The following is a 19,538-nucleotide window of genomic DNA, read 5'->3' on the forward strand; positions in this document are numbered from 1 at the left end:
GCGTGCCGTGTGCGACGAGAGCGGCCTACGCCCCTCCGCCGGTCGCTTCATGATCCCAGAGGGTGCCGGAGAAGGCACGGTGCTGAAGAGAGTGGAAGAGCTCACCGAGGGCGGCGAGGTGCCTCCGATTAATCTCCCGCACCTTGTCCACACGCTCAAGCGCAGATCGGAAGCTCTTTTGCTTACCGATCGGCGGCAGGGGGATCTCCAACGCTGAAATTTCCTTGGAGTTAATGTTGTATTGAACTGCCGAGCGACGGGTCGCCTTAAGGAAAATCGATCGACCGCCTGGACTCCCTAGCAATGCCTGAACAAACCGCGGATCCGCCTTTTGGGGATTGAATCTGAGACGCATGATATGAGAGTCGAATGCCCATTTCTCATCTCCCGGGTCGGCCACGATCGCCTTCCCGAGGTGCTCCTGTGTGGCGATAGCCCTTGCCATCAAAAGATCGCCGGCCGCCACTCCATGACGATCAATGTCCGACGGAGGCAGATTGACGTACTTCCGGCTGGAGAGATCCAGGGACCAATCTTGGATATTCGCAACGCGAATACAGAGACAACCGACCGTTTCATCCGTGGCTGGAATCATTGTTCCGTAGCTCGGCTTAATCGAGAGGAGCGAGCCAATTTTCTCCGCGCCCCAATTGTGCGGGTTGCGCAACGGGTCACCAAACATGTCAAGGAAGATGGATTGGGCGAGGTCGTCGAGGAGAGCGATGGCTTCGCGGCGTTTGGCGCAAAGGGTGTCCACCTGGTCAAGCACGGCTGCGATGCGCTTCTGCTCGGCTACGGAAGGTGCCGAGATGCGCAGTCGAGATCGGAAACGATCAAGGCTGACCTTTTTCTGCGCCGCCCCCGTGGTGATTGCATCAATCTGTCGGCGGGCGTTCGGCGTCCGCAAGGAGTGGACCAGATACTTTCGATCGAATCCGGATGTAGGCCTCAAGCGAATACAGTCAGCTGTAATAATTGCGGGCACATCACCGTCGTACAGAGCTACATCCCCGGGCGGGTCTCCCATCTTCGTGATCAAGATGTCACCTGGGAGAACCTGATGCGCTTCAAGCGCAGCAGCTTTAGCAGTCGAGACATAAGCCCGCGGGCGAGAGAAATTTTGAGCACGGATGTCCTTGACGAAGACAAGAGGAACACCTTCGTCACGGTAATCACTGGTTTTGAGGTCACTGCCGAAGGGGCCGATAACCAAGGCGTCCTTCGCGAGACCAGCAATATCATGCGGCGTGTAAAGCGTCCACGTAACTGGCATTGCGGTCACGCCAGCATCCCCTTCAGCTCATCCATACCCTTAGCAATCTCCTCGTTCAACTGCTCCAGATCTGCCAGGATCTCCTTCGGCGCCCGAGTGGCGATCTCCTCGTGAACGACCTCCTTGTAGCGATTGTGAGAGAGGTCGTAGCCCTGGGCCGCGATGTCCGCCTTGGGTACGCAGAAGCTCTGCTCGGTCCTCGCCCGCTCTCTCTCCGTGCCGTCTCGTTCCTGCCAGCGGGCCAGGACGTCCGGGAGGTTGTTCTTCAAGAGTTCGTCCGGCGTCAGCGGGTCGCCCTGCGGGCAGACACCCAGACGCCCTACCGGAAGCAGCGCGTTGCGCTTGTCGTCCAGGCTCAGGCCGTCCGCCTGAACGTCGTAGAACCAGACGTGGTCTGTACCGCCCGAGTCCGTCTTCGTGAAGAACAGGATCGCCGTCGAGACACCGGCGTACGGCTTGAAGACCCCGCTCGGGAGCTTGACCACCGCTTGCAGTTGCTGTTCCTCCACCAGGATGCGGCGCAGTTCCTTGTGCGCCTTAGTCGAACCGAACAGCACCCCTTCGGGAACGATGACGGCCGCCCGACCACCGGGCTTCAGGAGCCGCAGGAACAGGGCCAGGAACAGCAGTTCCGTCTTCTTCGTCTTGACGATGCGCTGGAGGTCCACCGCTGTGGACTCGTAGTCCAGGCTCCCCGCGAAGGGTGGATTCGCGAGGATCAGGGAGTAACGCTCGGCCTCGCCGGCCGCGCTCTCCGCGAGCGAGTCGCGGTAACGAATGTCCGGGTTCTCGATGCCGTGCAGCAGCATGTTCATCGAGCCGATGCGGAGCATCGTGGAGTCGAAGTCGAAGCCGTGGAACATTGACTCGTTGAAGTGCTTGCGCTGCTCCGCCCCGAGCAGCGCGTCACGGTGCACCCGCTGTACGTACGCCGCCGCCTGCACCAGGAAGCCGGCCGTGCCGCACGCCGGGTCACAGATCTCGTCGCGCGGCCCCGGCTGGGTCATCTCGACCATCAGGTCGATGATGTGGCGCGGCGTGCGGAACTGACCGTTCTGGCCGGATGTGGCGATCTTCGCGAGCAGGTACTCGTAGATGTCGCCCTTGGTGTCGCTGCTGTCCATGGAAATGTCGTCGAGGAGGTCGACGACCTTCGCCAAGAGGTTGGGGCCCGGAATCGTGAACCGGGCGTCCTTCATGTGGTGGGAGTACGTCGACTCGTCCCCGCCCATGCGGCGCAGGTACGGGAAGACGCCGTCGGCGACGAGCCCGTACATGATCTCGGGGTCCTTGACCTTGAAGTTCTGCCAGCGCAGATCCTGCTGATCGTCCGAGAAGAAGGGGTCCGGGTCGGGCTTGCCCGTTGCAGCCGCCTTGCGGTCCTTGCGGGTCTGGATTTCGTCTAGCCGCTTGATGAAGAGCAGGTACGTGATCTGCTCCATCACCTCCAACGGATTGGAGATGCCACCCGACCAGAACGCGTCCCAGACGCGCCCCACCTTGCTCTTCAGCTCGCCCGTAATCACACAGAGGATCCTACGGCCCCCGGACCTCACGCCATCCAGACTTGACGATCCCGAGGCTCCGCCACATTGCGGCTCAGACGTCGACCTCCGCGCACACCGCCTCGCCGTCGCGCCAGCCGCCTGGGGGGCGTTCCTCGGCTTCACCCGTCAAGGTTGACCGAAACTCGTACCACCTAACGTGCTCTCAACTTGACCGACCGTAGTCGCTCTCGGCAGGATCGGCCTCAGCAAGCAAAACATCGCGCATATGGCTGCGCAGACCCTGTGGCCGTCCCTTCGGGGGCGGCCACAGACGTGTTTCGGGAGGATCGGTGCATCTGTGCTACATCGACGAGGCGGGCAACGGGCAGACGCTCGATCCCATGAGGCCGGACGCCCCTCCGGTCCTCGTCGTGGGCGGATTCACCGTGCCCCGGGCCCAGGTCAAGTCCCTCACCTGGGCCTTCCTCGACGTCAAGAAGCACTACCGGCCGCAGTTGCGGAACGCGACCCAACTCTCCGACGTGATCCAGCATGAGATCAAGGGCTCGGACGTCCGCAAGAACCTCCGTGCCGGCAACCACGGCTGGCGACGTGCGGCCATGGAGCTGGTGGCTTCGCTGCTCGGAATATTGGAATCCCACGAAGCCCGCATCCTCGCCCGCGTGTGGATCAAAGAGGAAGGGCTGGCGTTCGACGAGTCCGGGGTGTACCCGGCCTCCGTTGCCGCGCTGAACGAGACCTTCCAGGCTCAGCTCGCCCATGAGCACTCGCGCGGCATGATGGTCCTCGATAGCCGCACGAAGGTGAAGAACGCTCCCAATGTGCACTGCGTGACCACCCGCAAGTACCGCACGGGCGGTGACAGCCTCCGCGGGGTCATCGAGTCGCCGGTCTTCGGCCACAGCGACACCCACACGCTCCTCCAGCTCGCCGATCTCGTGGTGTCCTCCCTGCTGTTCCCGATCGCGTGCCACGCCTACCTCGGCGACGTGACGTGGAACGTGCACTGTGACGACGCTTACCGGCCATTGCGGGAGCAGTACGGGCAACGGCTGAAGAAGCTGCAGTTCCGGTACCAGGACCCCACGGGGAAGTGGCGCGGCGGGATCGTCGTATCCGACCGGCGGACGCAGCAGCCGTCCAGCCTGATGTTCGGGCCTAAGGAGCCGGTCACCGTACCGACTACTGCGATCCCGGGACAGCCGGGAGCTCCGGCCCCCGAGCGGCGCGAGGCCGAGCCGGACGGCGGTTTGCCGCCTCTCCCGTAACGGGACGACCTACGACAGGGTCGCGGGTGCGATCAGCCAAGATAGGGTCGCTCGCGGTGTTCCAGGAAGTGACGGACCCGGAGCCGCTGCGTGTGGTGCATCGGCAGTTGATCTATCTCTTCCGGCTGGACGAACCGCAGCTCCGTGGACTCGTCCGAGATTGCGAGCCGGCCCCCGACCACGCGGGCGGTGAAGCAGACGTTGAACTGCCTGCGCACCTCACCGTCCGAGTAGGCGATGATGTGGCGAGGGTCGGTGTACGTGCCCACGAGCCCGGTGATCTCTACGTCCAGCCCGGTTTCTTCCTTCACCTCGCGGACAGCCGTCCCTGGAAGTGAATCGGTCATCTCCATGCCGCCGCCAGGTAGCGCCCATAGATCGTTATCCCGGCGGCGCTGAAGGAGTACGCGCCCTTCGTCGTCGGTGACCACGGCGGACGCGGCGACCACCAAGCTGTTCGGCTCTGGGGCCGCTGGGTCGTCGTAGTACTCGGTCCGTGCCATGGTCACCCTTCTCGTACCGGCGTCGCGGTTTCCCACACCGCGCCGAAGCTGCTGGCGTAGGTGTCGAACATGCCGCCCTTCCCGCTGCGCCGGAGATGCCACACGGGAGCACCGTAGGCGTTCACGCCCCAGACATGGGCATTGACCAGTGCCTGGTCATCCGCACGATAGATCGAGTTGTAGAGCGTGGTGGCATGGGTTCGAACCTCGATGCCAGGTACCCCGGCAAGCGGGCGGTAGTGCATGAGGGCGAGTCGGCAACGGGACTCGATCCCGTGGCCGAACCTCTCCTCCGCACCGCGCTGTTGGACATTCGTACTGTCCGGGTCGCCGATCGCGATACGGACCGCACACCCGTCGTCCGCTCGCTCTCGCAACAAGTCGTTGAGCCGCGGGTACGTCTCGTGCAGGAAGACGGCGGCGTACACCAGCACGTCGATGTGCTCGCGCGCCTGGGTCAGCATGTCCACGAAGGTGGACACGGGGATGTCCGCCCGCTGGTCGTAGAGAGCCACAAGTTCCGGACTGACAGCGCGGGCAGGGCGTGCCTGCCGGAGCGCGGGCCATAGAGCGTGCACGTCTTCTCCTAGTATTTCCGCTGCCAGCATGGCCGTGGCCCGGCGCGGCGTACGCCCCAGATTGGCCCATCGTTCAACGGACTTGGGGTCGACTTCGGCCTTGTCCGCAAGGGCGGCGTAAGTCCAGCCGCCGGCCGCCATGGCAGCACGTAACCTCTCGTTCGGCATCCCAATCTCTCCTAACAACCGGGGACGGCACTAGGGACGTTCTACCCGACGCGGGACGTCCCGAAGTGGGGTTTGTCGGAGGTTCCGACGTCCTGATGAGCGGCAGGATGCTCGTCCGCATGGCGAGCAATCAGCAGACCAGACCAGGCATCGGTGAACTGGCGAAGGACACTGCCAGTGGACGTGTCGGCGTCGTCATGGGCGAGATCGGCGCCCGGGTGCAGATAAGGCCCGTCGGCGGCGGCGTCGAGTGGGATGCCCTGCCGGACAACGTGGTGGCCCCGACCGCGCGGGAAGAACTGAGCGCCCGCCTGGCCATCAAAAACGGCAACAGCCGGGACGGCCTGTGATGCGCGCCATCGGCCGGTATGCCGGGGTCCTGTTCATCATCATGATCAGCGGGTCGTGTGGCCTGGTGATCGGTATGGCCCTCGGAACCAGCCAGTAGACCGGCCGCCCCGAACGGGGTGCCACCTTCCCTGGCTTCCCCTTCCCCGTTCGGGGTCGGCCTTCCATCCCCCGGTCGCCGTAGGCCGTGCCTCGGCGACCGATGCGGGCGCAAGTGCCAGAGCACAGCGACACTCAAGGAGTATTCGCATGACGGCAACGGCCAACGACCAGAAAACCGGTCGCGCGGTGGCTGGTGAGGAACTGTTCGACAGACTCACCCACTTCGTGATCGTCCACAACGGGCAGTCCCGCGAACGGGCCGAGCGGATCGCGGACCAGGCGGTGGCCTTCGTGGTCACCGCCGCGACCGCGACCGTCCCCATGGTCCCGTCCGACGATGTGGACCTCGGTCTGCACGCCCTCATCCTGCACACGAAGGAGTACGCCACGCTCTGCGACCGGTACGCGGGCCGCTTCCTCCACCACAACCCCATGCCGGGCGGAGGGCCCCGTGACCCGAAGAAGGTCGCCGGGTCCGCACACGCGATGAAGGCGGCCGGGTTCATGGTCTTCGACGACCTCTGGACCGTGGACGGCACGAACCTCGCGCAGTGCGACGCGGACTGCGGCCGTCCGTACGGTCAGGCGTAGCGACACGACACCAGCGGCGCGGCCGGCCTCGATGCGGGGTCGGCCGCGCCGCCCGGAAGGAGAACAGACGTTGTCCGGGACAGCCCCTGAACTGCCGATCGTCGTGCTCGACGCACTCATGCCCAAGACTCAGCGCCTCGTCGTCAACCGCCGGGGCTCGATGGTCTGGGAGGTCGAAAGCCATCGGGGGCGGTACGCCGTGAAGGTCGGCTACCCGATCGAGGCTACGGCCGACTGGCCCGCTCAGCCCTGGACGGCACTCGCCCCCGCACGGGAAGGGGCCGTGCTGTACCGACTCGGCCTCGATGACTTCGCGTACGGCGAATGGGAGCTGGGCACCTGGAACTTCCAGCCGTGGCACGAAGGGCCCGACCTGTACGAGCTGTGGAAGCCCTGTCGTGAGCCGGACTCTCGTACGGAACCTGATACCAGCGCGGCCCTCGGCTGCGTAGAGGCGCTGGCCGAGCTACATGGCAAGGGCTGGGCCCACGGCGACGTGCAGCCCGCACACTTCATCATCGGCCCGGATCGCACGCACCTCATCGACCTGGCCTTGGCACGCGGCGGACACGTCCCCGAGGGGTACGACTTCCCGTTCCGCGGCTGCCTCGTCCACTACGAGGCGCCGGAGATCGCGCGCAGCGTGCTTGCGACCGGAGAGGCGCAGCCTACGCAGGAAGCGGACATCTATGCGCTCGGCGCGTCCCTGCTCATTTCCGCCACGGGTTGGCGGGCCGTCGAGTACTCGGACGACGCACCGCGCCCCGAGCAGAGACAAGCCGTCGCGAGTGGCAAGCGCCGGCCTGTGAAGGTGCATGGCGAGCTGGGCGAATTGATCGACGCCATGCTCAGTCCGGCGCCCGAGGACAGGCCCACGATCTACGAGGTCGGTAAGGCCGTGAGCTGAGCCGTAGACCCACAAACAGAAGACCGGACCACCCCTCCGCCTGGACAGCATTCAGGGTGGCCCGGTCGCGGAATCCCTGGTCAGGACCCCGGTGTCGATGGTACCGGGGCGGTTGGCGTGCTCGTATGCGGGTGCTGCTGGAATCCCGATTCCCCGTTGTCGAGTTGGAGAGGAGTTCTGACCTGAGCCACCGAAAGTCAGCCACGACGGCGGGTGCGCCGAACGAGCACCCGTCACGTGTGTTTCCAGCAACCACCCGCCGGCCTCGACCACGCTTCTTCAATGCGTCACGGTCCTCGGTCCCATTCCGGCCGGAGCGTTGTCAGCGCTGCATGACGCATGGGCACCGCATGCGGCTCTGCGGCCCATCCGACTTGAAGCAGTGGCCGGTTGGGCAGTGTGGTCACGCAGGGTCGGCGTCGGCCTGGTCCTGGTGCTCGGGGAGGTCGGGTTTCCTCCTGCCCTGGTCGACAGCCTTGGCGGTGCTGCGCGCTGAGCGGCGGGGGGCCGCCGGAGGGGCGGCGGAGACAGGGAGCGGCGGCGGCCACGGGCCGCCAGCGCGCGCGGCCCGCCGCAGGCGGGCCGCCTTGATCCAGTAAAGAAACTCTGAACAGCTCCGCCATACCGGGCCCTCGCCGATCGCGTGGCCATGCCGGATCTCGACTTCTCGACTGCTGACGGCTTACTGCGCCGCTTTGGACCCGGTACATCCGCATTCGAGTCTGTTTGTTCTGATGGTCGCCGAACTTTATCCACAGCGCTGGGATTGCAGGATGCCGTTGCGGGGTTGGTCGGGGCCACCGAGCCACTCCGTGGCCGTTTCGTGACCTTGGTCGGGCGCTGATGGTCGGTGTCGTGGTCGGTGGTGGATGGTGGGCTGATCTCTGGTCTACCACTGTCACACCGACTGACTTTTCGACACCTGTAGCAGATGAGCCGGGGCTTCAGGCCGCCCCGGAACCCGCGCGAAGGAGCGACGTGGATCACAGGAATGAGTGTCACACCACTGCGGATTTCGACACCTCTATAGGCGTCCCTCGGTACACCGAGCGCCGCAACATAGACGACGATCGCCGGTTTCCCAAACCGGCGATTCTCCGGACCATTGATGCCTGGCCAGCGACAGCAAGGAAGAGCGGCGTGAGCACACGAACGCACGGCCCCGCCCGGCGGGACGCGACGAAAGGTCTCCTCCCGGCCGACGGGAGTGCCGCACCGCTCGCCTCGAACGTGTCCGGTCCGGCATGTAGACCTGGCTCACCGGCCGCGATCACGGCTTGCCGATTGATGCGGGCAAGTCCTGGTCCGGCAACGCATGGTCGCTGGGCAAGCCTTCGGGCAAGCCCTCAGCGGTTGGCTGAACGCAACAAGGAACACCAGCACGACAGCGAACGGGGAAAGATGTCCGAGCAGATACGCAATCCCGAGAGGAAGACGGTCAGCACTCACGGCCAGGACACGGCACAGGCGGTCGCGCTGGTCCGGGAGATGACAGTCATGGTTGCAAGGCTCGGTCGCGAAGTGAGGGAGATGCGGGAAGAGGTCGCCCGACTCAGGGCTTCGACTCCTGCTGCGCTCTCTTCAGGGCCTCGACTTCCCGACGCAATTCCTGGTGCTCCGCACTGAGCGCTCGAATCTCGTCGCGCAGGGCCGTGAGTACATCGGTGAGGGAAGCCCCGGCGGGTTCTCCGTCGGGCTCCCCTTCCCCGCCTACTTCTTCCGCTTCCACTTCGGCCTTCTTCGCGAGATACCAGGCCGGCGGGTTGTAGTCGATGGTGAATTCGCCCGTGCCATCGCTGATGTCCGCGACGAAGCTGCCCCTGCCGTGGATCGTGTAGATCAGCCCTTCGTCCCGGAGCACGTTCAGGGCACTTCTGGCTGTCATGTTGGCAATGCCGAAGCGTTCTTGCAGCTCGCGGACGGATGGCATCTGCTCACCCGGCTTGATGCGGCCCCGCTTGATGTCGCGCCGAAGCTCGTCGGCGGCGTGCTGGTACGGCGGCCGGCGGTCGGGCTTCTTGTCGGGCGCGGGCGTCATGCCCCTCAGAGTAGCCACTTCCATCTCCCCTAGCACACCCCGCTGACGTAGCTGATCTGCGTCAGTTGCCATCTAGCTCACCGGTCTCACTTGATAGCGCTAGGTCACCTAGGTTCTATAGATCACGCCCCGCCTCCTTCTGGCGGGACTCGTACCGAAAGGACGTACTGCCATGGCCCGTATCCGAGTTGGCCTTCTGCCCTCCGCGTCGTTCATCGTCGGCACCCCGCCCGTGCCGAAGTACGCGGACGCCGAGAAGACGCAGTTCGCGGTGGACCGGGAGACCGGCGCCAAGCTCTGCACCCTCACCCTCTTCTTCATGGAGGAGGACCGCGCGGAAGCCATGAAGATCACCATTCCGGAGACCGGTCTTCCCAACGGCCTCAAGCCCGGTGTGCCGGTCATGCCGGTGGAGCTGTTCGCCACGCCGTGGGCGCGTACGGCTCGACTCCCAGCGCTCCGCCTTCGACCGCGTCGGCGACGCGCTGAGGGGTGACGGCGACGGGCCGGACGATGACGACGGCACGGCCGGCGCCCTCGTAGCCCTCTGACCGACCCCTTCCGCCCCGCTGAGGCGGTTGCCGTCAAACACTGCCGTCAAGGCAAAAGCCAGAGGCCCTGTGGATCACTCCACAGGGCCTCTGGTCTGCTGTGCACTCGGCAGGATTCGAACCTGCAACCTTCTGATCCGTAGTCAGATGCTCTATCCGTTAAGCTACGAGTGCTTGTTTTTTCTTTTGTTTCCGTCTCCGCTTCCCGGCCCTTCGGCCCGCTCGCGGCGACAGGAAGAACATTACATGACTGCCGCCGCCATGTGAAATCCGTTCTCCGGACCCCTTGTGAGCTGCGGAAACACCCTTCAGCGCGGCGGCGGGGCCACGACGCGCCGAAGCCCCGGTCCTCAGGGACCGGGGCTTCGGATCATGCTGCGGAGGCGGAGGGATTTGAACCCTCGATGGGCTTTAAGGCCCAAACCGCATTAGCAGTGCGGCGCCATAGACCGGACTAGGCGACGCCTCCAGCTTGCACACCTGCGCGAGCGCGGGGGGTGCGTGCAGATGATGACACAGCCGAGCGGTCTGTCACCAATCGCGGACTCCACGGTACTAGTCGCGCGGCCCACAGGGCAAAGCGTTTCGCCGCGCCGCGAGACACCGCAACGAAGCGCGGCGTACGGCGTTAGAGCGGTAGAGCCACCCGTCCCGTCGGACTCCGACCGTCCCGCGTCTGACTCCGGCCGCCCTATGCAGAGGAGCCCGCCATGCTGCGTCGTCTCGCCCTCACCGCCGCCGCCTCCGCCGCCGCGCTGTCCGCCCTGCCCGCCACGGCCCACGCCTCGACACCCCCCACGACCCCGATCGACCGGCTCACCGTGACGGTCACCGGCATGGGGGCCGAAGGCGACGGGACGTACCGGCTGAACTGCCACCCGGCCGGCGGCACGCACCCGCAGGCGAAGGAAGCGTGCGCGCGGCTCGACGAGATCAGCGTCTACGGAAGGGACCTTTTCGCCCCGGTACCGCCCGGCACGATGTGCACGATGCAGTACGGCGGGCCCGCCACCGCACGCATCACGGGCACCTGGCACGGGCGGCCCGTCAACGCCACGTACGACCGCAGCAACGGCTGCGAGATCGGGCGGTGGAACGCTCTCGTACCGGTGCTGCCCGCGACCTCCGCGTGACCAGGCAGTACCGAAAACTCACATGTTCTGCGTGCGACCTCCCTCTCATCCGGCGTCGCGCGCACAACCACTCCCCGTAGACTCACTCCCGTGACACGCCACGGGCCGAGGGGCAAAATGGCCTGAGCGAGTCGGCAAGCAGCGGTAACCAGGGAGGAAGCGTCGTCGTGAGCAGCAGGCCATCCCGAGGCGCTGCTCGCCTCGCAGCCATACTCGACGCGCTCCCTGACGCGCTCGTCCTCGTCAACGCCAACGGCACCGTGGTGAACGCCAACGCCATCGCGCTGGAGGCGTTCGAGACACCCGGCACCGCGCTCGTGGGGCGCGGTCTGCTCGATCTGCTGCCGGAGTTCGACTCCCGGCTCATCCCCGGGTCCATGCGGCGCCCGGACACGATCGACGAGCGCGGGCGCACCAAGCCGACGCGGATGACCGCCCGGCGCACGGACGGCAGCGAGTTCCCCGTCGAGGTCACCAGCTCCCCGCTGGAGGACGGCAGGGACGCGTACGACCAGTACGGGTACACCGGCGACGAGCTGCTGATGCTCGTCGTGCGGGACCTGTCGGGCACCGTGGACACCGAGGCCGAGCTGGCGCGTTCGCAGCGGCAGACCGAGATGATCCTGCGGGCCGCGGCCGAGGGCGTCGTCGGCACGGACACCGACGGCCGGGTCGTCCTCGTCAACCCGGCCGCCGCCCAGATACTGGGCTTCCGGGCGAGCGACCTCGGCGGGCGGGAGCTGCACCCGCTGGTTCTGCACTCGCGCGCCGACGGCGAGCCCTTCCCGTACGAGGAGTCCCCGCTCGCCGACACCCTGCGCTCCGGACGCAAGCACCGGGTGCGCGGGCAGGTCCTGTGGTCCAAGAGCGGCGCCAAGGTGCCGGTCGACCTCACGACGTCGCCGGTGCGCGACGGGGACCAACTGGTCGGCGCGGTGATGACGTTCACCGACCGCAGGCCCTACGACGAGCTCAACGAGAAGTACGAGGCCGCCCTCGCCCGGCACGCGGAGGAACTCACCGCCGCCGCGGAGGAACGCGCCGCCGAGATCAAGGCCGCCGAGGAGCAGCGCGCCGAGGCCCTCGCCGCCGAACAGGAGCGGTACGCGGCGCTCGCCGAGCGCGAGAAGGACCGCTTCGAAGAGCTGGCCGAACGCGAGAAGGCGCGGTACGACGCGCTGGCCGCACGCCACGAGCAGCTGCTCGCCGTGCTCGGCTCCGCCCTGCGCGGGCCCCTCGACGAACTGCGCCGCGAGCTCGCCGCGCTCGCCTCGGACGACGCGGGACAGCTGTGGCCCGAGGCCAACCAGGTCCTGCACCACCTGTCGGCCGGGTACGCCCGGATGACCACCCTCGTCGACAACGTCCTCGGCTACCAGCGGCTCGACGCGGGCGCCGAACAGCTGTCCCGTACGAGGGTCATGCTCGACGCGGTCGTCGCCGCCGGCGTGGAGGGCGCGGTCGAACTGATCGGTCCCGGGCGCGCCCAGTTCGCGGTGCACGCGCCGCCGATCGAGCTGGTGGCCGACGCGGAACGGCTCGCCACGGCGGTCGCCCACCTCGTCGCGGACGTGGTCGGGATCGACGCGACCGGCAACACGCGCGCGGGTGGCTATCCGGGCGGCTACGCGGACTCGACCGTCGTCGTGGCCGCGGCCCAGCGCGGCGAGGTCGTCCGCATCGAGGTGCGGGGCCCGTACAGCGGTGGAGACCCGGTGCACGAGCCGATCGTGCGGGGCATCGTGCGGGCCCACGGAGGCGTCCTCCAGACGCACGAGGTGCCGGGCATGGGCGGCAGTGCGTATGTCCTTGAGGTGCCGATCGGGGCGGGGTCTACGGAGGGTGCGTCTTCTTCGGGTGCCCCGGGTTCCTCGGGCTCTGCGGTGTCCGCGGGGTCTGCGGGGGCCGCAGGGTCTGCGGGATCTGCGGGGTCTTTGAGTTCGGTGCCTTCTGGGGGTGCCGCTCCGGGTAGGGCGGTGGTGGTGCCCGAGCAGGCGTCGGCCACTTCCGGCGGCGGGCGCCGACGGGCTCGGCGCCCCTCGGTGGACTCCTTCCTGGAGAGTGCGAGTTCGAGTTCGAGTGCTGTGCCGGGGGCCGCGGGCTCTTCTGGTGGGGCCGGGGCGGAATCCGACACTGACGGCTCCGGCTCCGGTGTCGCTGGTGCGCAGGGTGCCGCGCCGAGCGGCGGTACGGGGCGTCGCAGGGGCAGGCGTGCGGCGGAGGCCTCTTCTCCGGAGACGCTCGGCGGAGCGGTGGCCACGGAGCTGGTGAGCGGCCCCGGCACGGGGACGCAGGCTGCGGAGGCGGCCAGTGGCGGTACCGGACGGCGCCGCGGTCGGCCGAGTGCCGCCGAGGGCACTGAAGGCACCGAAGGTGCCGTGATGACGGCCGCCGAGCACGCTGCGGGGTCCGCCGCGCTGGGCGAGACGGTGCCGCCGCAGGGCGTACCCGTGCCCAACGGGCCGACGGGGCGCCGCGCCCGGCGCACCGGCGAGCAGCACGCGCTGCCCGCGCTGGCCTCGGGGCCCGCTGAGACTTCCGGGGCCGCCGGAGCCGTCCCGGGCACCGAGCTCGCCGCGGTGGAGGCCGGCCACGGTGACGCCGCGCGGCCCACGGGGCGGCGGGCGCGGCGTGCGCTGGCCGCCGCCAGGGAGCGTGCCGCCGCCGAGGAGGCGAACAACGGCCGCGTCTTCGCGCTGCCGCCCGCCACGGCCGACCGCGCGCCGGGCCAGGACACCGCGGGACAGGAGTACGCGGCTGTCCAGGGCGACACCGGGCATCATGCCGCGGCCGTACGTGGGGGCGATGACCACACGCCGCCGCAGCCTCATCCGGTGCAGGCCCCGCCGCATGCCTCGACGCAGGCCCCGTCGCAGGCCGCGTCGCAGGCCCCGACGGGGCGCCGTGCCCGACAGGCGCCTGCGGGGGGTCCTGCGGCTCCGGCTGCTTCGGGGACGCCCGCGCAGGGAACGCCCGCGCAGGGCGTGCCCTCTCAAGGGGTGCCCTCTCAGGGTGGCCAGGTCCCGAGGGGTCCGCAGCAGGGCGGTCGGGGCGCCGCCGCCGAGCCCGGCCCGCTGCCCGCGCCGCAGCCGTGGCCGGACGGCACCACTCCGGCGCAGGGCATTCCGACGCCGGCCCATGGAGCCGCACTGCCGCCCGAGCGCGGCGCGCAGGCCAGGGCCGCCCAGCCGCTGCCCGCCGAGGCCGCGCCCGGTGCGCCCGGTGCGCCCGGTGACCCCAACTCGACGCAGGGGCGTGCGATCAGCGTGCGTACCCTCGGGCAGGGCGTGCCGTTCAGCCGGCAGATCGTGGAGCAGCAGCGCGGTCCGCAGGGTGGAGCGCAAGGTGGACCGCAGGGGGGTGGCGGCCCGGCCGTACCCGGCCAGGGCCAGCAGCCGCCGCGGAACGCCCGCATCCCCGAGTCGCCTCAGCCCCCGCTGCCGCCCCAGACACCTCACACACCTCAGACGCCTCCGTCCGGTCAGACGGCAGCGGCAGCGGGCGCGGGTCCGATGCCCGCACCCCAGGCCCCGGCTCCGGCTCCGGCTCCGGAGGCCTCGCCCACCGACCCGCAGCAGCAGGCCCGGACACCGGGACAGACACCGGCTCACGCACCGGGGCAGACGCCTGCTCAGCCGCAGGCTGCCGCCGCGCAGTCGCACACCCTCGGCGGCTCCGGGCGCAGGCGCAGGCTGGCCACGCCGCCCGAGCCTGCTGCCGAAGGGCGCCCCGACGCCTCGGCGCGCCCGCACCCGCTGCCCCAGCCTCAGCCCCACACCCCGTCTCACCCGCAGCCGTCGGCACCAGTGCACCCCCAGTCCCGTATCGGGTCCACCACCGAAGGGGCCGGTCGTTCGTACGCGATCGGCGCCCCGGACGAGGACGCCGACGAGGGACCGGAGCCGTTGGACGGGCCCGGCGGTGCCGTCGAGGTCGCGAACCGGCCCCAGCCGCAGCCGATGGACGACGAGCTGCCCCCGGAGCCGCTGGACAACCCCCGCCGTCTCCTGGTGTGGCCCGCGCCCGACGCCACCACCCAGCAGGCGCTCAGCGACCGCGGCTACCGTCCCGTGATCGTGCACTCGCGCGAGGAGGTCGACGCGCAGATCGCGGCGTTCCCCGCGGCTCTCTTCGTGGATCCGCTGACCGGCCCGATCACGCGCACGGCGCTGCAGTCGCTGCGTCAGGCCGCCGTGGCCGCCGAGGTGCCCGTGCTCGTGACGGCGGGCCTCGGCCAGGCGACGCGCGAGGCGGCGTACGGCGCCGACCCCGCCGTACTCCTGAAGGCCCTCGCTCCGCGCGACAGCGAGCAGCACCCGTCACGCGTCCTGCTCATCGAGGAGCACGAGGAGATCGCGCTCGCCCTGACGGCCACTCTGGAGCGGCGCGGCATGCAGGTCGCGCGGGCCGAGAGCGACGCCGACGCGGTGACGCTCGCGGCACAGATGCGGCCGAACCTCGTGGTGATGGACCTGTTCCAGGTACGTCGCCGCAGGGCGGGGATCGTCGACTGGCTGCGCGCGAACGGCCAGTTGAACCGCACTCCGCTGGTCGTCTACACCGCGGCCGTCGACGAGACGGAGCTGCCGAAGCTCGCGGCGGGCGAGTCCGTGCTGTTCCTGGCGGAGCGCTCCACCAGCACCGAGGTGCAGAGCCGGATCGTGGACCTGCTGGCGAAGATCGGCACGAACTAGCGGACCGGCCGGGGCGCGAACCAGCGAACCGGCCGGGGCGTGAATCCGCGAACCGGCCGGGGCAGTAACCGGCGAACCGGCCGAGGCACAGGCGGCGTCAGGCGGCCGTCAGACGGCGTCAGACGGCCGTGATGCTTCGTACCGCCGCCTTGATGGAGGCGCGCAGCCGCTCGCGGTCGGCGTCCTCGTCACCGACGAGAATCCGCCGCATCTGCGGCACGGCCGTCGACCAGCCGGCCAGCGCGACCACCATGAAGAGCAGGTGGGACGCGGGGATCTCGTCACTGATGACGCCCCGGGCCTGGGCGTCGGCGAGGACGGCGACCTTGCGGTCGTAGTGGTCCCGGCGCTCCCGCTCGTCGGGCAGCTCCTCCGTGCCGTACTCGATGCCTTCCCAGAAGAGCAGGCGCAGCAGCTCGGGATGGGCGGCGTGGTAGTCCATCAGCCGGTCCAGCCAGCCGTCCATGTCGTCCGCCTCGACCGGGTTGGCGACGGCCATGTCCAGCATGCGCTTCTCCAGGACCTGCGCGAACAGCTCCGCCTTGTTGCCGAAATAGGCGTAGATGAGCTGCTTGTTGGCCTTCGCCTCGCTCGCGATGCGGTCGATGCGGGCGCCCGCGATGCCGTACCGGGCGAACTCGGCGACCGCCGCCTCGAAGATCCGCGCCTTGGTGGCCTCGGGGTCTCTCACTGCCATGAGCACAGGTTAGGCGAACCCGTTCGGGTAACCAACTGTTTGGTTGCTTGACAGCCCGATCTCGACGGGCGCAGACTTTTCCCAGCAGCCAACCAACTAGTTAGTTACTACGGCCTGATCCCTGCCCCGTGCCCGTCCTCGTCCCCGGAGGAGCCCCCGCCCATGCCCTCATCAGCGACCTCCAACTCCGCCTCCGCCTCCACCTCCCCACCAACATCCCCCCTCACCCCCGCACCCCCTGCTCCCCTCCCCGTCCCGCCCACCGTGTTCCTCGTCCTGATCGCCGTCTGCACCGCGGTGACGGCCGCCAACATCTACATAGCCGCACCGCTGCTCCCCTTGATGGCCCGGGACTTCGGGTCGACCCCGTCGGCCGTCGCGTGGATCGCCTCGGTGGCCCAGTTCGGGTACGCGGCGGGGCTGCTGTTCTTCGCCCCGCTCGGCGACCGGGTCGACCGCCGCAGGCTCGTCGCGGCGCTCTCCGTGGTCACGGCGCTGGCGCTCGGCCTGGGCGCGGCCGCCTCGGGGGCCACCGCGCTCGCAGCCGCCGTCCTGGTGGCCTCCGCCGCGACGGTCGTGCCGCAGCTGCTCGTGCCGCTGGTCGCCGAGCGGGCGCCCGCGCACCGGCGGGCCAGCCACGTCGCGGCGCTCATAGCCGGCCTCTTCACGGGCATCGTCGCGGCCCGCGCCCTCGGCGGCCTCGTCGGCCAGGCCTTCGGGTGGCGTTACGTCTTCGTGGGCGCCGCCGCCCTCACGGCCCTGCTCGGCCTGGCCTCCGCCGCAGTACTGCCCGCCGAACACCGCCGGCGGACCGGACCGCTCTTCGCCGGTCTCGCCCAACTGCCCGCCGTGGTGCGGAGCTCCGCCGAGCTGCGGCGCGCCTGCATACGCCAGGGCGGGATGTACGGCGCGTGGAGCGCGCTGTGGACCTCGCTGGCCCTGCTGCTCACCGGCAGCGGCGGCGACGGGTACGGCATGTCGACCGCCACGGCGGGCCTCTTCGGCCTCTTCGGCCTCGCCGCGGCTGTCGTGGCACCGCTCGCTGGCGGCCTGGTCGACCGCTTCGGCGCGGCCAAGGTGGTCTCGTCCGCGTACGGCACGGCCGCTGTGTCGGTGCCGCTGTTCTGGCTGGGCGGCGGGGCGCTCTGGGCCCTGTGCGCGGCGGCGGTCGTCCTCCACATGGCGCTGGTCGCCAACCACATCGCCAACCAGACGCTCGCGCTGACGACCACCTCCACCCCCGCGGTCGCCAACACCGCCTATGTGGTGGCTGGTTTCGCGGGCGGCGCGATCGCCTCCGCCCTCGCGGGTACCGCGTTCACCCACTGGGGGTGGACCGGCGTGTGCGCGGTCGCCGCCCTCTGGCTCGCGCTCGGCTGGGCGACGACCGCGATACCGGGCCGCCGCCCCGGACGACCCGTCAGAGCCGCGTGACGTCCAGCTCGCCGTCCGCGTACTGCCTGCGCAACACCTTCTTGTCGAACTTGCCGACGCTCGTCTTCGGGACCGCGGGGATCACCGCCCAGCGCTCCGGCAGTTGCCACTTGGCGACGTGCTCCGCGAGGAAGTCGCGGAGGGCGGCGTAGTCGGCGGTCGCGTGTTCCTTCAACACGACGGTGGCGAGCGGGCGTTCGCCCCACTTCTCGTCGGGGACGGCCACGACCGCGGCCTCGGCGACTTCCGGGTGGGACATGAGGGCGTTCTCCAGCTCGACCGACGAGATCCACTCGCCGCCCGACTTGATGACGTCCTTCGCACGGTCGGTGAGGGTCAGGAAGCCGTCCGCGGTGATCACGCCGACATCGCCGGTCTTCAGCCAGCCGTCCTCGCTGAACTTGTCCTCGGGCCGGAGCATCTCGCCGCCCGCGCCGCCGTAGTAGGCGCCCGCGATCCAGGGGCCGCGCACCTCCAGCTCACCGGCGGACTCGCCGTCCCACGGCAGGTGTTCCCCGCCGGGGCCGATCAGCCGGCCCTCGACGCCGGCGGGGAAGCGGCCCTGCGTGAGCCGGTAGCCGAATTCCTCGTCGGTGCCGATGGCGTGGGCCGGCGGGCGGGCGACCGTACCGAGCGGGGATGTCTCCGTCATGCCCCAGGCGTGACAGACCCGCATCCCGAACTGGTCGAAGGCCTCCATCAGGGCGGGCGGACAGGCCGAGCCGCCGATGGTGACCTGGGCCAGCGAGCTGACGTCACGCGGCTTCGCGGTGAGCTCGGCGAGGAGGCCCTGCCAGATGGTGGGGACGGCGGCCGCGTGCGTGGGCCGCTCCGACTCGATCATCTCGGCGAGCGGGGCGGGCTGCAGGAAGCGGTCCGGCATCAGCATGTTCACGCCGGTCATGAGGGTGGCATGCGGCAGTCCCCACGCGTTGACGTGGAACTGCGGGACGACGACCAGCGACGTGTCCGCGTCCGTCAGGCCCATCGACTGCGCCATGTTGACCTGCATCGAGTGCAGGTAGATGGAGCGGTGGGAGTAGACGACGCCCTTGGGGTCGCCGGTGGTGCCGGAGGTGTAACACATGGCGGCGGCCGCACGCTCGTCGAGCTCCGGCCAGTCGTAGGCGGTGGGCTTGCCCGCGATCAGCTCCTCGTACTCGTGCACCTGCGCGTGCGAGCCCGCGAGCAGGGAGCGGTCGCCCGGGCCCGACACCACCAGGTGCTCGACGCTCGTCAGCTGCGGGAGGAGCGGCGCGAGCAGGCCGAGGAGGGAGCCGTTGACGATGATGACGCGGTCGGCGGCGTGGTTGACGATCCACACCAGCTGGTCGGCGGGCAGCCGCAGGTTGAGGGTGTGCAGGACGGCGCCCATGCAGGGCACCGCGAAGTAGGCCTCGACGTGCTCCGCGTTGTTCCACATGAAGGTGGCGACGCGCTCGTCGTCCGTGACGCCGAGGTCCTCGCGCAGGGCGTGGGCGAGCTGAGCCGTGCGCTCGCCGATCTCGCGGTAGCTGCGGCGCTGCGGGTCGCCCTCGCCGGTCCAGGTCGTGACCTGTGATGTCCCGTGCACGGTCATGCCGTGCCGGAGGATGCGGGTGACAGTCAGCGGTACGTCCTGCATCGTGCTCAGCACGGCGTCCTCCTGGGGCGACATCGCCTGCGCGGCGCTAAGGGCTGCGCGGCAGTAAGGGTTGGCGCTGATTCTGCGCGCATACCACTTGGTATGTCACTACTCCAGGGGA

General features: G+C 69.0%; 15 protein-coding genes and 2 tRNA genes. 8 read left to right on the plus strand and 9 right to left on the minus strand.

What is annotated here, in order from left to right; translation table 11 throughout:
• Positions 1-25 precede the first annotated feature (25 nt).
• Together ACZ7LU_RS22900 and ACZ7LU_RS22905 are read right to left on the minus strand one after the other, a co-directional pair.
• Positions 26-1,273 (minus strand): restriction endonuclease subunit S, encoded by a 1,248-nt coding sequence (locus tag ACZ7LU_RS22900; protein WP_471918128.1) that lies wholly within the window; start codon positions 1,271-1,273, stop codon positions 26-28.
• Between the two features lie 5 nt (positions 1,274-1,278).
• The gene (locus tag ACZ7LU_RS22905) at positions 1,279-2,799 is read right to left on the minus strand and encodes a type I restriction-modification system subunit M (protein WP_471917850.1); all 1,521 of its coding nucleotides are present in this window, start codon (positions 2,797-2,799) and stop codon (positions 1,279-1,281) included.
• A 311-nt stretch (positions 2,800-3,110) separates the two neighbouring features.
• On the opposite strand from ACZ7LU_RS22905, the gene ACZ7LU_RS22910 reads away from it, so the two are divergent.
• Complete coding sequence (locus ACZ7LU_RS22910; RefSeq protein ID WP_471917851.1) at positions 3,111-4,049, plus strand: DUF3800 domain-containing protein; 939 nt, start codon at positions 3,111-3,113, stop codon at positions 4,047-4,049.
• A gap of 32 nt (positions 4,050-4,081) precedes the next feature.
• On the opposite strand, the gene ACZ7LU_RS22915 is transcribed toward ACZ7LU_RS22910, so the two are convergent.
• The gene (locus ACZ7LU_RS22915) at positions 4,082-4,552 is read right to left on the minus strand and encodes an NUDIX domain-containing protein (RefSeq protein ID WP_471917852.1); all 471 of its coding nucleotides are present in this window, start codon (positions 4,550-4,552) and stop codon (positions 4,082-4,084) included.
• A 2-nt stretch (positions 4,553-4,554) separates the two neighbouring features.
• A complete protein-coding gene (locus ACZ7LU_RS22920; RefSeq protein ID WP_471917853.1) occupies positions 4,555-5,298 on the minus strand; it encodes an XRE family transcriptional regulator in 744 nt (247 codons plus the stop codon).
• A gap of 107 nt (positions 5,299-5,405) precedes the next feature.
• On the opposite strand from ACZ7LU_RS22920, the gene ACZ7LU_RS22925 reads away from it, so the two are divergent.
• From ACZ7LU_RS22925 to ACZ7LU_RS22935, 3 genes are all read left to right on the plus strand, one after another.
• Entirely contained in the window at positions 5,406-5,648 is a 243-nt protein-coding gene (locus ACZ7LU_RS22925) for a hypothetical protein (protein ID WP_471918129.1), read from the plus strand.
• Between the two features lie 247 nt (positions 5,649-5,895).
• Positions 5,896-6,339 carry a glycine-rich domain-containing protein gene (locus ACZ7LU_RS22930; RefSeq protein WP_471917854.1) on the plus strand — a complete coding sequence of 148 codons (444 nt, stop codon included), beginning with the start codon at positions 5,896-5,898 and terminating at the stop codon, positions 6,337-6,339.
• 70 nt (positions 6,340-6,409) lie between these two features.
• Positions 6,410-7,246 carry a protein kinase domain-containing protein gene (locus ACZ7LU_RS22935; protein WP_471917855.1) on the plus strand — a complete coding sequence of 279 codons (837 nt, stop codon included), beginning with the start codon at positions 6,410-6,412 and terminating at the stop codon, positions 7,244-7,246.
• Between the two features lie 1,552 nt (positions 7,247-8,798).
• On the opposite strand, the gene ACZ7LU_RS22940 is transcribed toward ACZ7LU_RS22935, so the two are convergent.
• Positions 8,799-9,284, minus strand: a complete 486-nt coding sequence (locus ACZ7LU_RS22940) for an SCO5717 family growth-regulating ATPase (RefSeq protein WP_471917856.1) — start codon at positions 9,282-9,284, stop codon at positions 8,799-8,801.
• Positions 9,285-9,456: 172 nt separating this feature from the next.
• Between ACZ7LU_RS22940 and ACZ7LU_RS22945 the strand changes: the two genes are divergently transcribed.
• On the plus strand, positions 9,457-9,780 hold the full coding sequence (locus ACZ7LU_RS22945) for an SCO3933 family regulatory protein (protein WP_471917857.1): 324 nt from the start codon (positions 9,457-9,459) through the stop codon (positions 9,778-9,780).
• A gap of 156 nt (positions 9,781-9,936) precedes the next feature.
• Here ACZ7LU_RS22945 and ACZ7LU_RS22950 read toward each other — a convergent pair.
• Both ACZ7LU_RS22950 and ACZ7LU_RS22955 read right to left on the minus strand, forming a co-directional pair.
• Positions 9,937-10,009, minus strand: a tRNA-Arg gene (locus ACZ7LU_RS22950).
• Between the two features lie 204 nt (positions 10,010-10,213).
• Positions 10,214-10,304: transfer RNA gene (locus tag ACZ7LU_RS22955), tRNA-Ser, on the minus strand.
• 241 nt (positions 10,305-10,545) lie between these two features.
• Between ACZ7LU_RS22955 and ACZ7LU_RS22960 the strand changes: the two genes are divergently transcribed.
• The gene (locus ACZ7LU_RS22960) at positions 10,546-10,968 is read left to right on the plus strand and encodes an SSI family serine proteinase inhibitor (RefSeq protein ID WP_468091577.1); all 423 of its coding nucleotides are present in this window, start codon (positions 10,546-10,548) and stop codon (positions 10,966-10,968) included.
• 167 nt (positions 10,969-11,135) lie between these two features.
• The gene (locus ACZ7LU_RS22965; protein ID WP_471917858.1) at positions 11,136-15,662 is read left to right on the plus strand and encodes a PAS domain-containing protein; all 4,527 of its coding nucleotides are present in this window, start codon (positions 11,136-11,138) and stop codon (positions 15,660-15,662) included.
• 118 nt (positions 15,663-15,780) lie between these two features.
• Here ACZ7LU_RS22965 and ACZ7LU_RS22970 read toward each other — a convergent pair whose 3' ends face one another.
• Positions 15,781-16,359 carry a TetR/AcrR family transcriptional regulator gene (locus tag ACZ7LU_RS22970; protein ID WP_471917859.1) on the minus strand — a complete coding sequence of 193 codons (579 nt, stop codon included), beginning with the start codon at positions 16,357-16,359 and terminating at the stop codon, positions 15,781-15,783.
• 162 nt (positions 16,360-16,521) lie between these two features.
• Between ACZ7LU_RS22970 and ACZ7LU_RS22975 the strand changes: the two genes are divergently transcribed.
• Entirely contained in the window at positions 16,522-17,793 is a 1,272-nt protein-coding gene (locus ACZ7LU_RS22975) for an MFS transporter (protein ID WP_471917860.1), read from the plus strand.
• On the opposite strand, the gene ACZ7LU_RS22980 is transcribed toward ACZ7LU_RS22975, so the two are convergent.
• Positions 17,780-19,450: a long-chain fatty acid--CoA ligase gene (locus ACZ7LU_RS22980; protein WP_471917861.1), complete on the minus strand. Its 1,671-nt coding sequence runs from the start codon at positions 19,448-19,450 to the stop codon at positions 17,780-17,782. The two genes, ACZ7LU_RS22975 and ACZ7LU_RS22980, sit on opposite strands and share 14 nt — an antisense overlap.
• Positions 19,451-19,538 lie beyond the last annotated feature (88 nt).

It is taken from the genome of Streptomyces sp. NPDC039462, assembly GCF_055639375.1.

Excerpts from the sequence above, each read along its gene's own strand:
- ACZ7LU_RS22960 (WP_468091577.1), top strand. The coding sequence starts at position 10,546 with ATGCTGCGTCGTCTCGCCCTCACCGCCGCCGCCTCCGCCGCCGCGCTG.
- ACZ7LU_RS22900 (WP_471918128.1), bottom strand. The coding sequence starts at position 1,273 with ATGCCAGTTACGTGGACGCTTTACACGCCGCATGATATTGCTGGTCTC.
- ACZ7LU_RS22945 (WP_471917857.1), top strand. The coding sequence starts at position 9,457 with ATGGCCCGTATCCGAGTTGGCCTTCTGCCCTCCGCGTCGTTCATCGTC.
- ACZ7LU_RS22970 (WP_471917859.1), bottom strand. The coding sequence starts at position 16,359 with ATGGCAGTGAGAGACCCCGAGGCCACCAAGGCGCGGATCTTCGAGGCG.
- ACZ7LU_RS22930 (WP_471917854.1), top strand. The coding sequence starts at position 5,896 with ATGACGGCAACGGCCAACGACCAGAAAACCGGTCGCGCGGTGGCTGGT.
- ACZ7LU_RS22915 (WP_471917852.1), bottom strand. The coding sequence starts at position 4,552 with ATGGCACGGACCGAGTACTACGACGACCCAGCGGCCCCAGAGCCGAAC.
- ACZ7LU_RS22920 (WP_471917853.1), bottom strand. The coding sequence starts at position 5,298 with ATGCCGAACGAGAGGTTACGTGCTGCCATGGCGGCCGGCGGCTGGACT.
- ACZ7LU_RS22925 (WP_471918129.1), top strand. The coding sequence starts at position 5,406 with ATGCTCGTCCGCATGGCGAGCAATCAGCAGACCAGACCAGGCATCGGT.
- ACZ7LU_RS22940 (WP_471917856.1), bottom strand. The coding sequence starts at position 9,284 with ATGACGCCCGCGCCCGACAAGAAGCCCGACCGCCGGCCGCCGTACCAG.
- ACZ7LU_RS22975 (WP_471917860.1), top strand. The coding sequence starts at position 16,522 with ATGCCCTCATCAGCGACCTCCAACTCCGCCTCCGCCTCCACCTCCCCA.
- ACZ7LU_RS22980 (WP_471917861.1), bottom strand. The coding sequence starts at position 19,450 with ATGTCGCCCCAGGAGGACGCCGTGCTGAGCACGATGCAGGACGTACCG.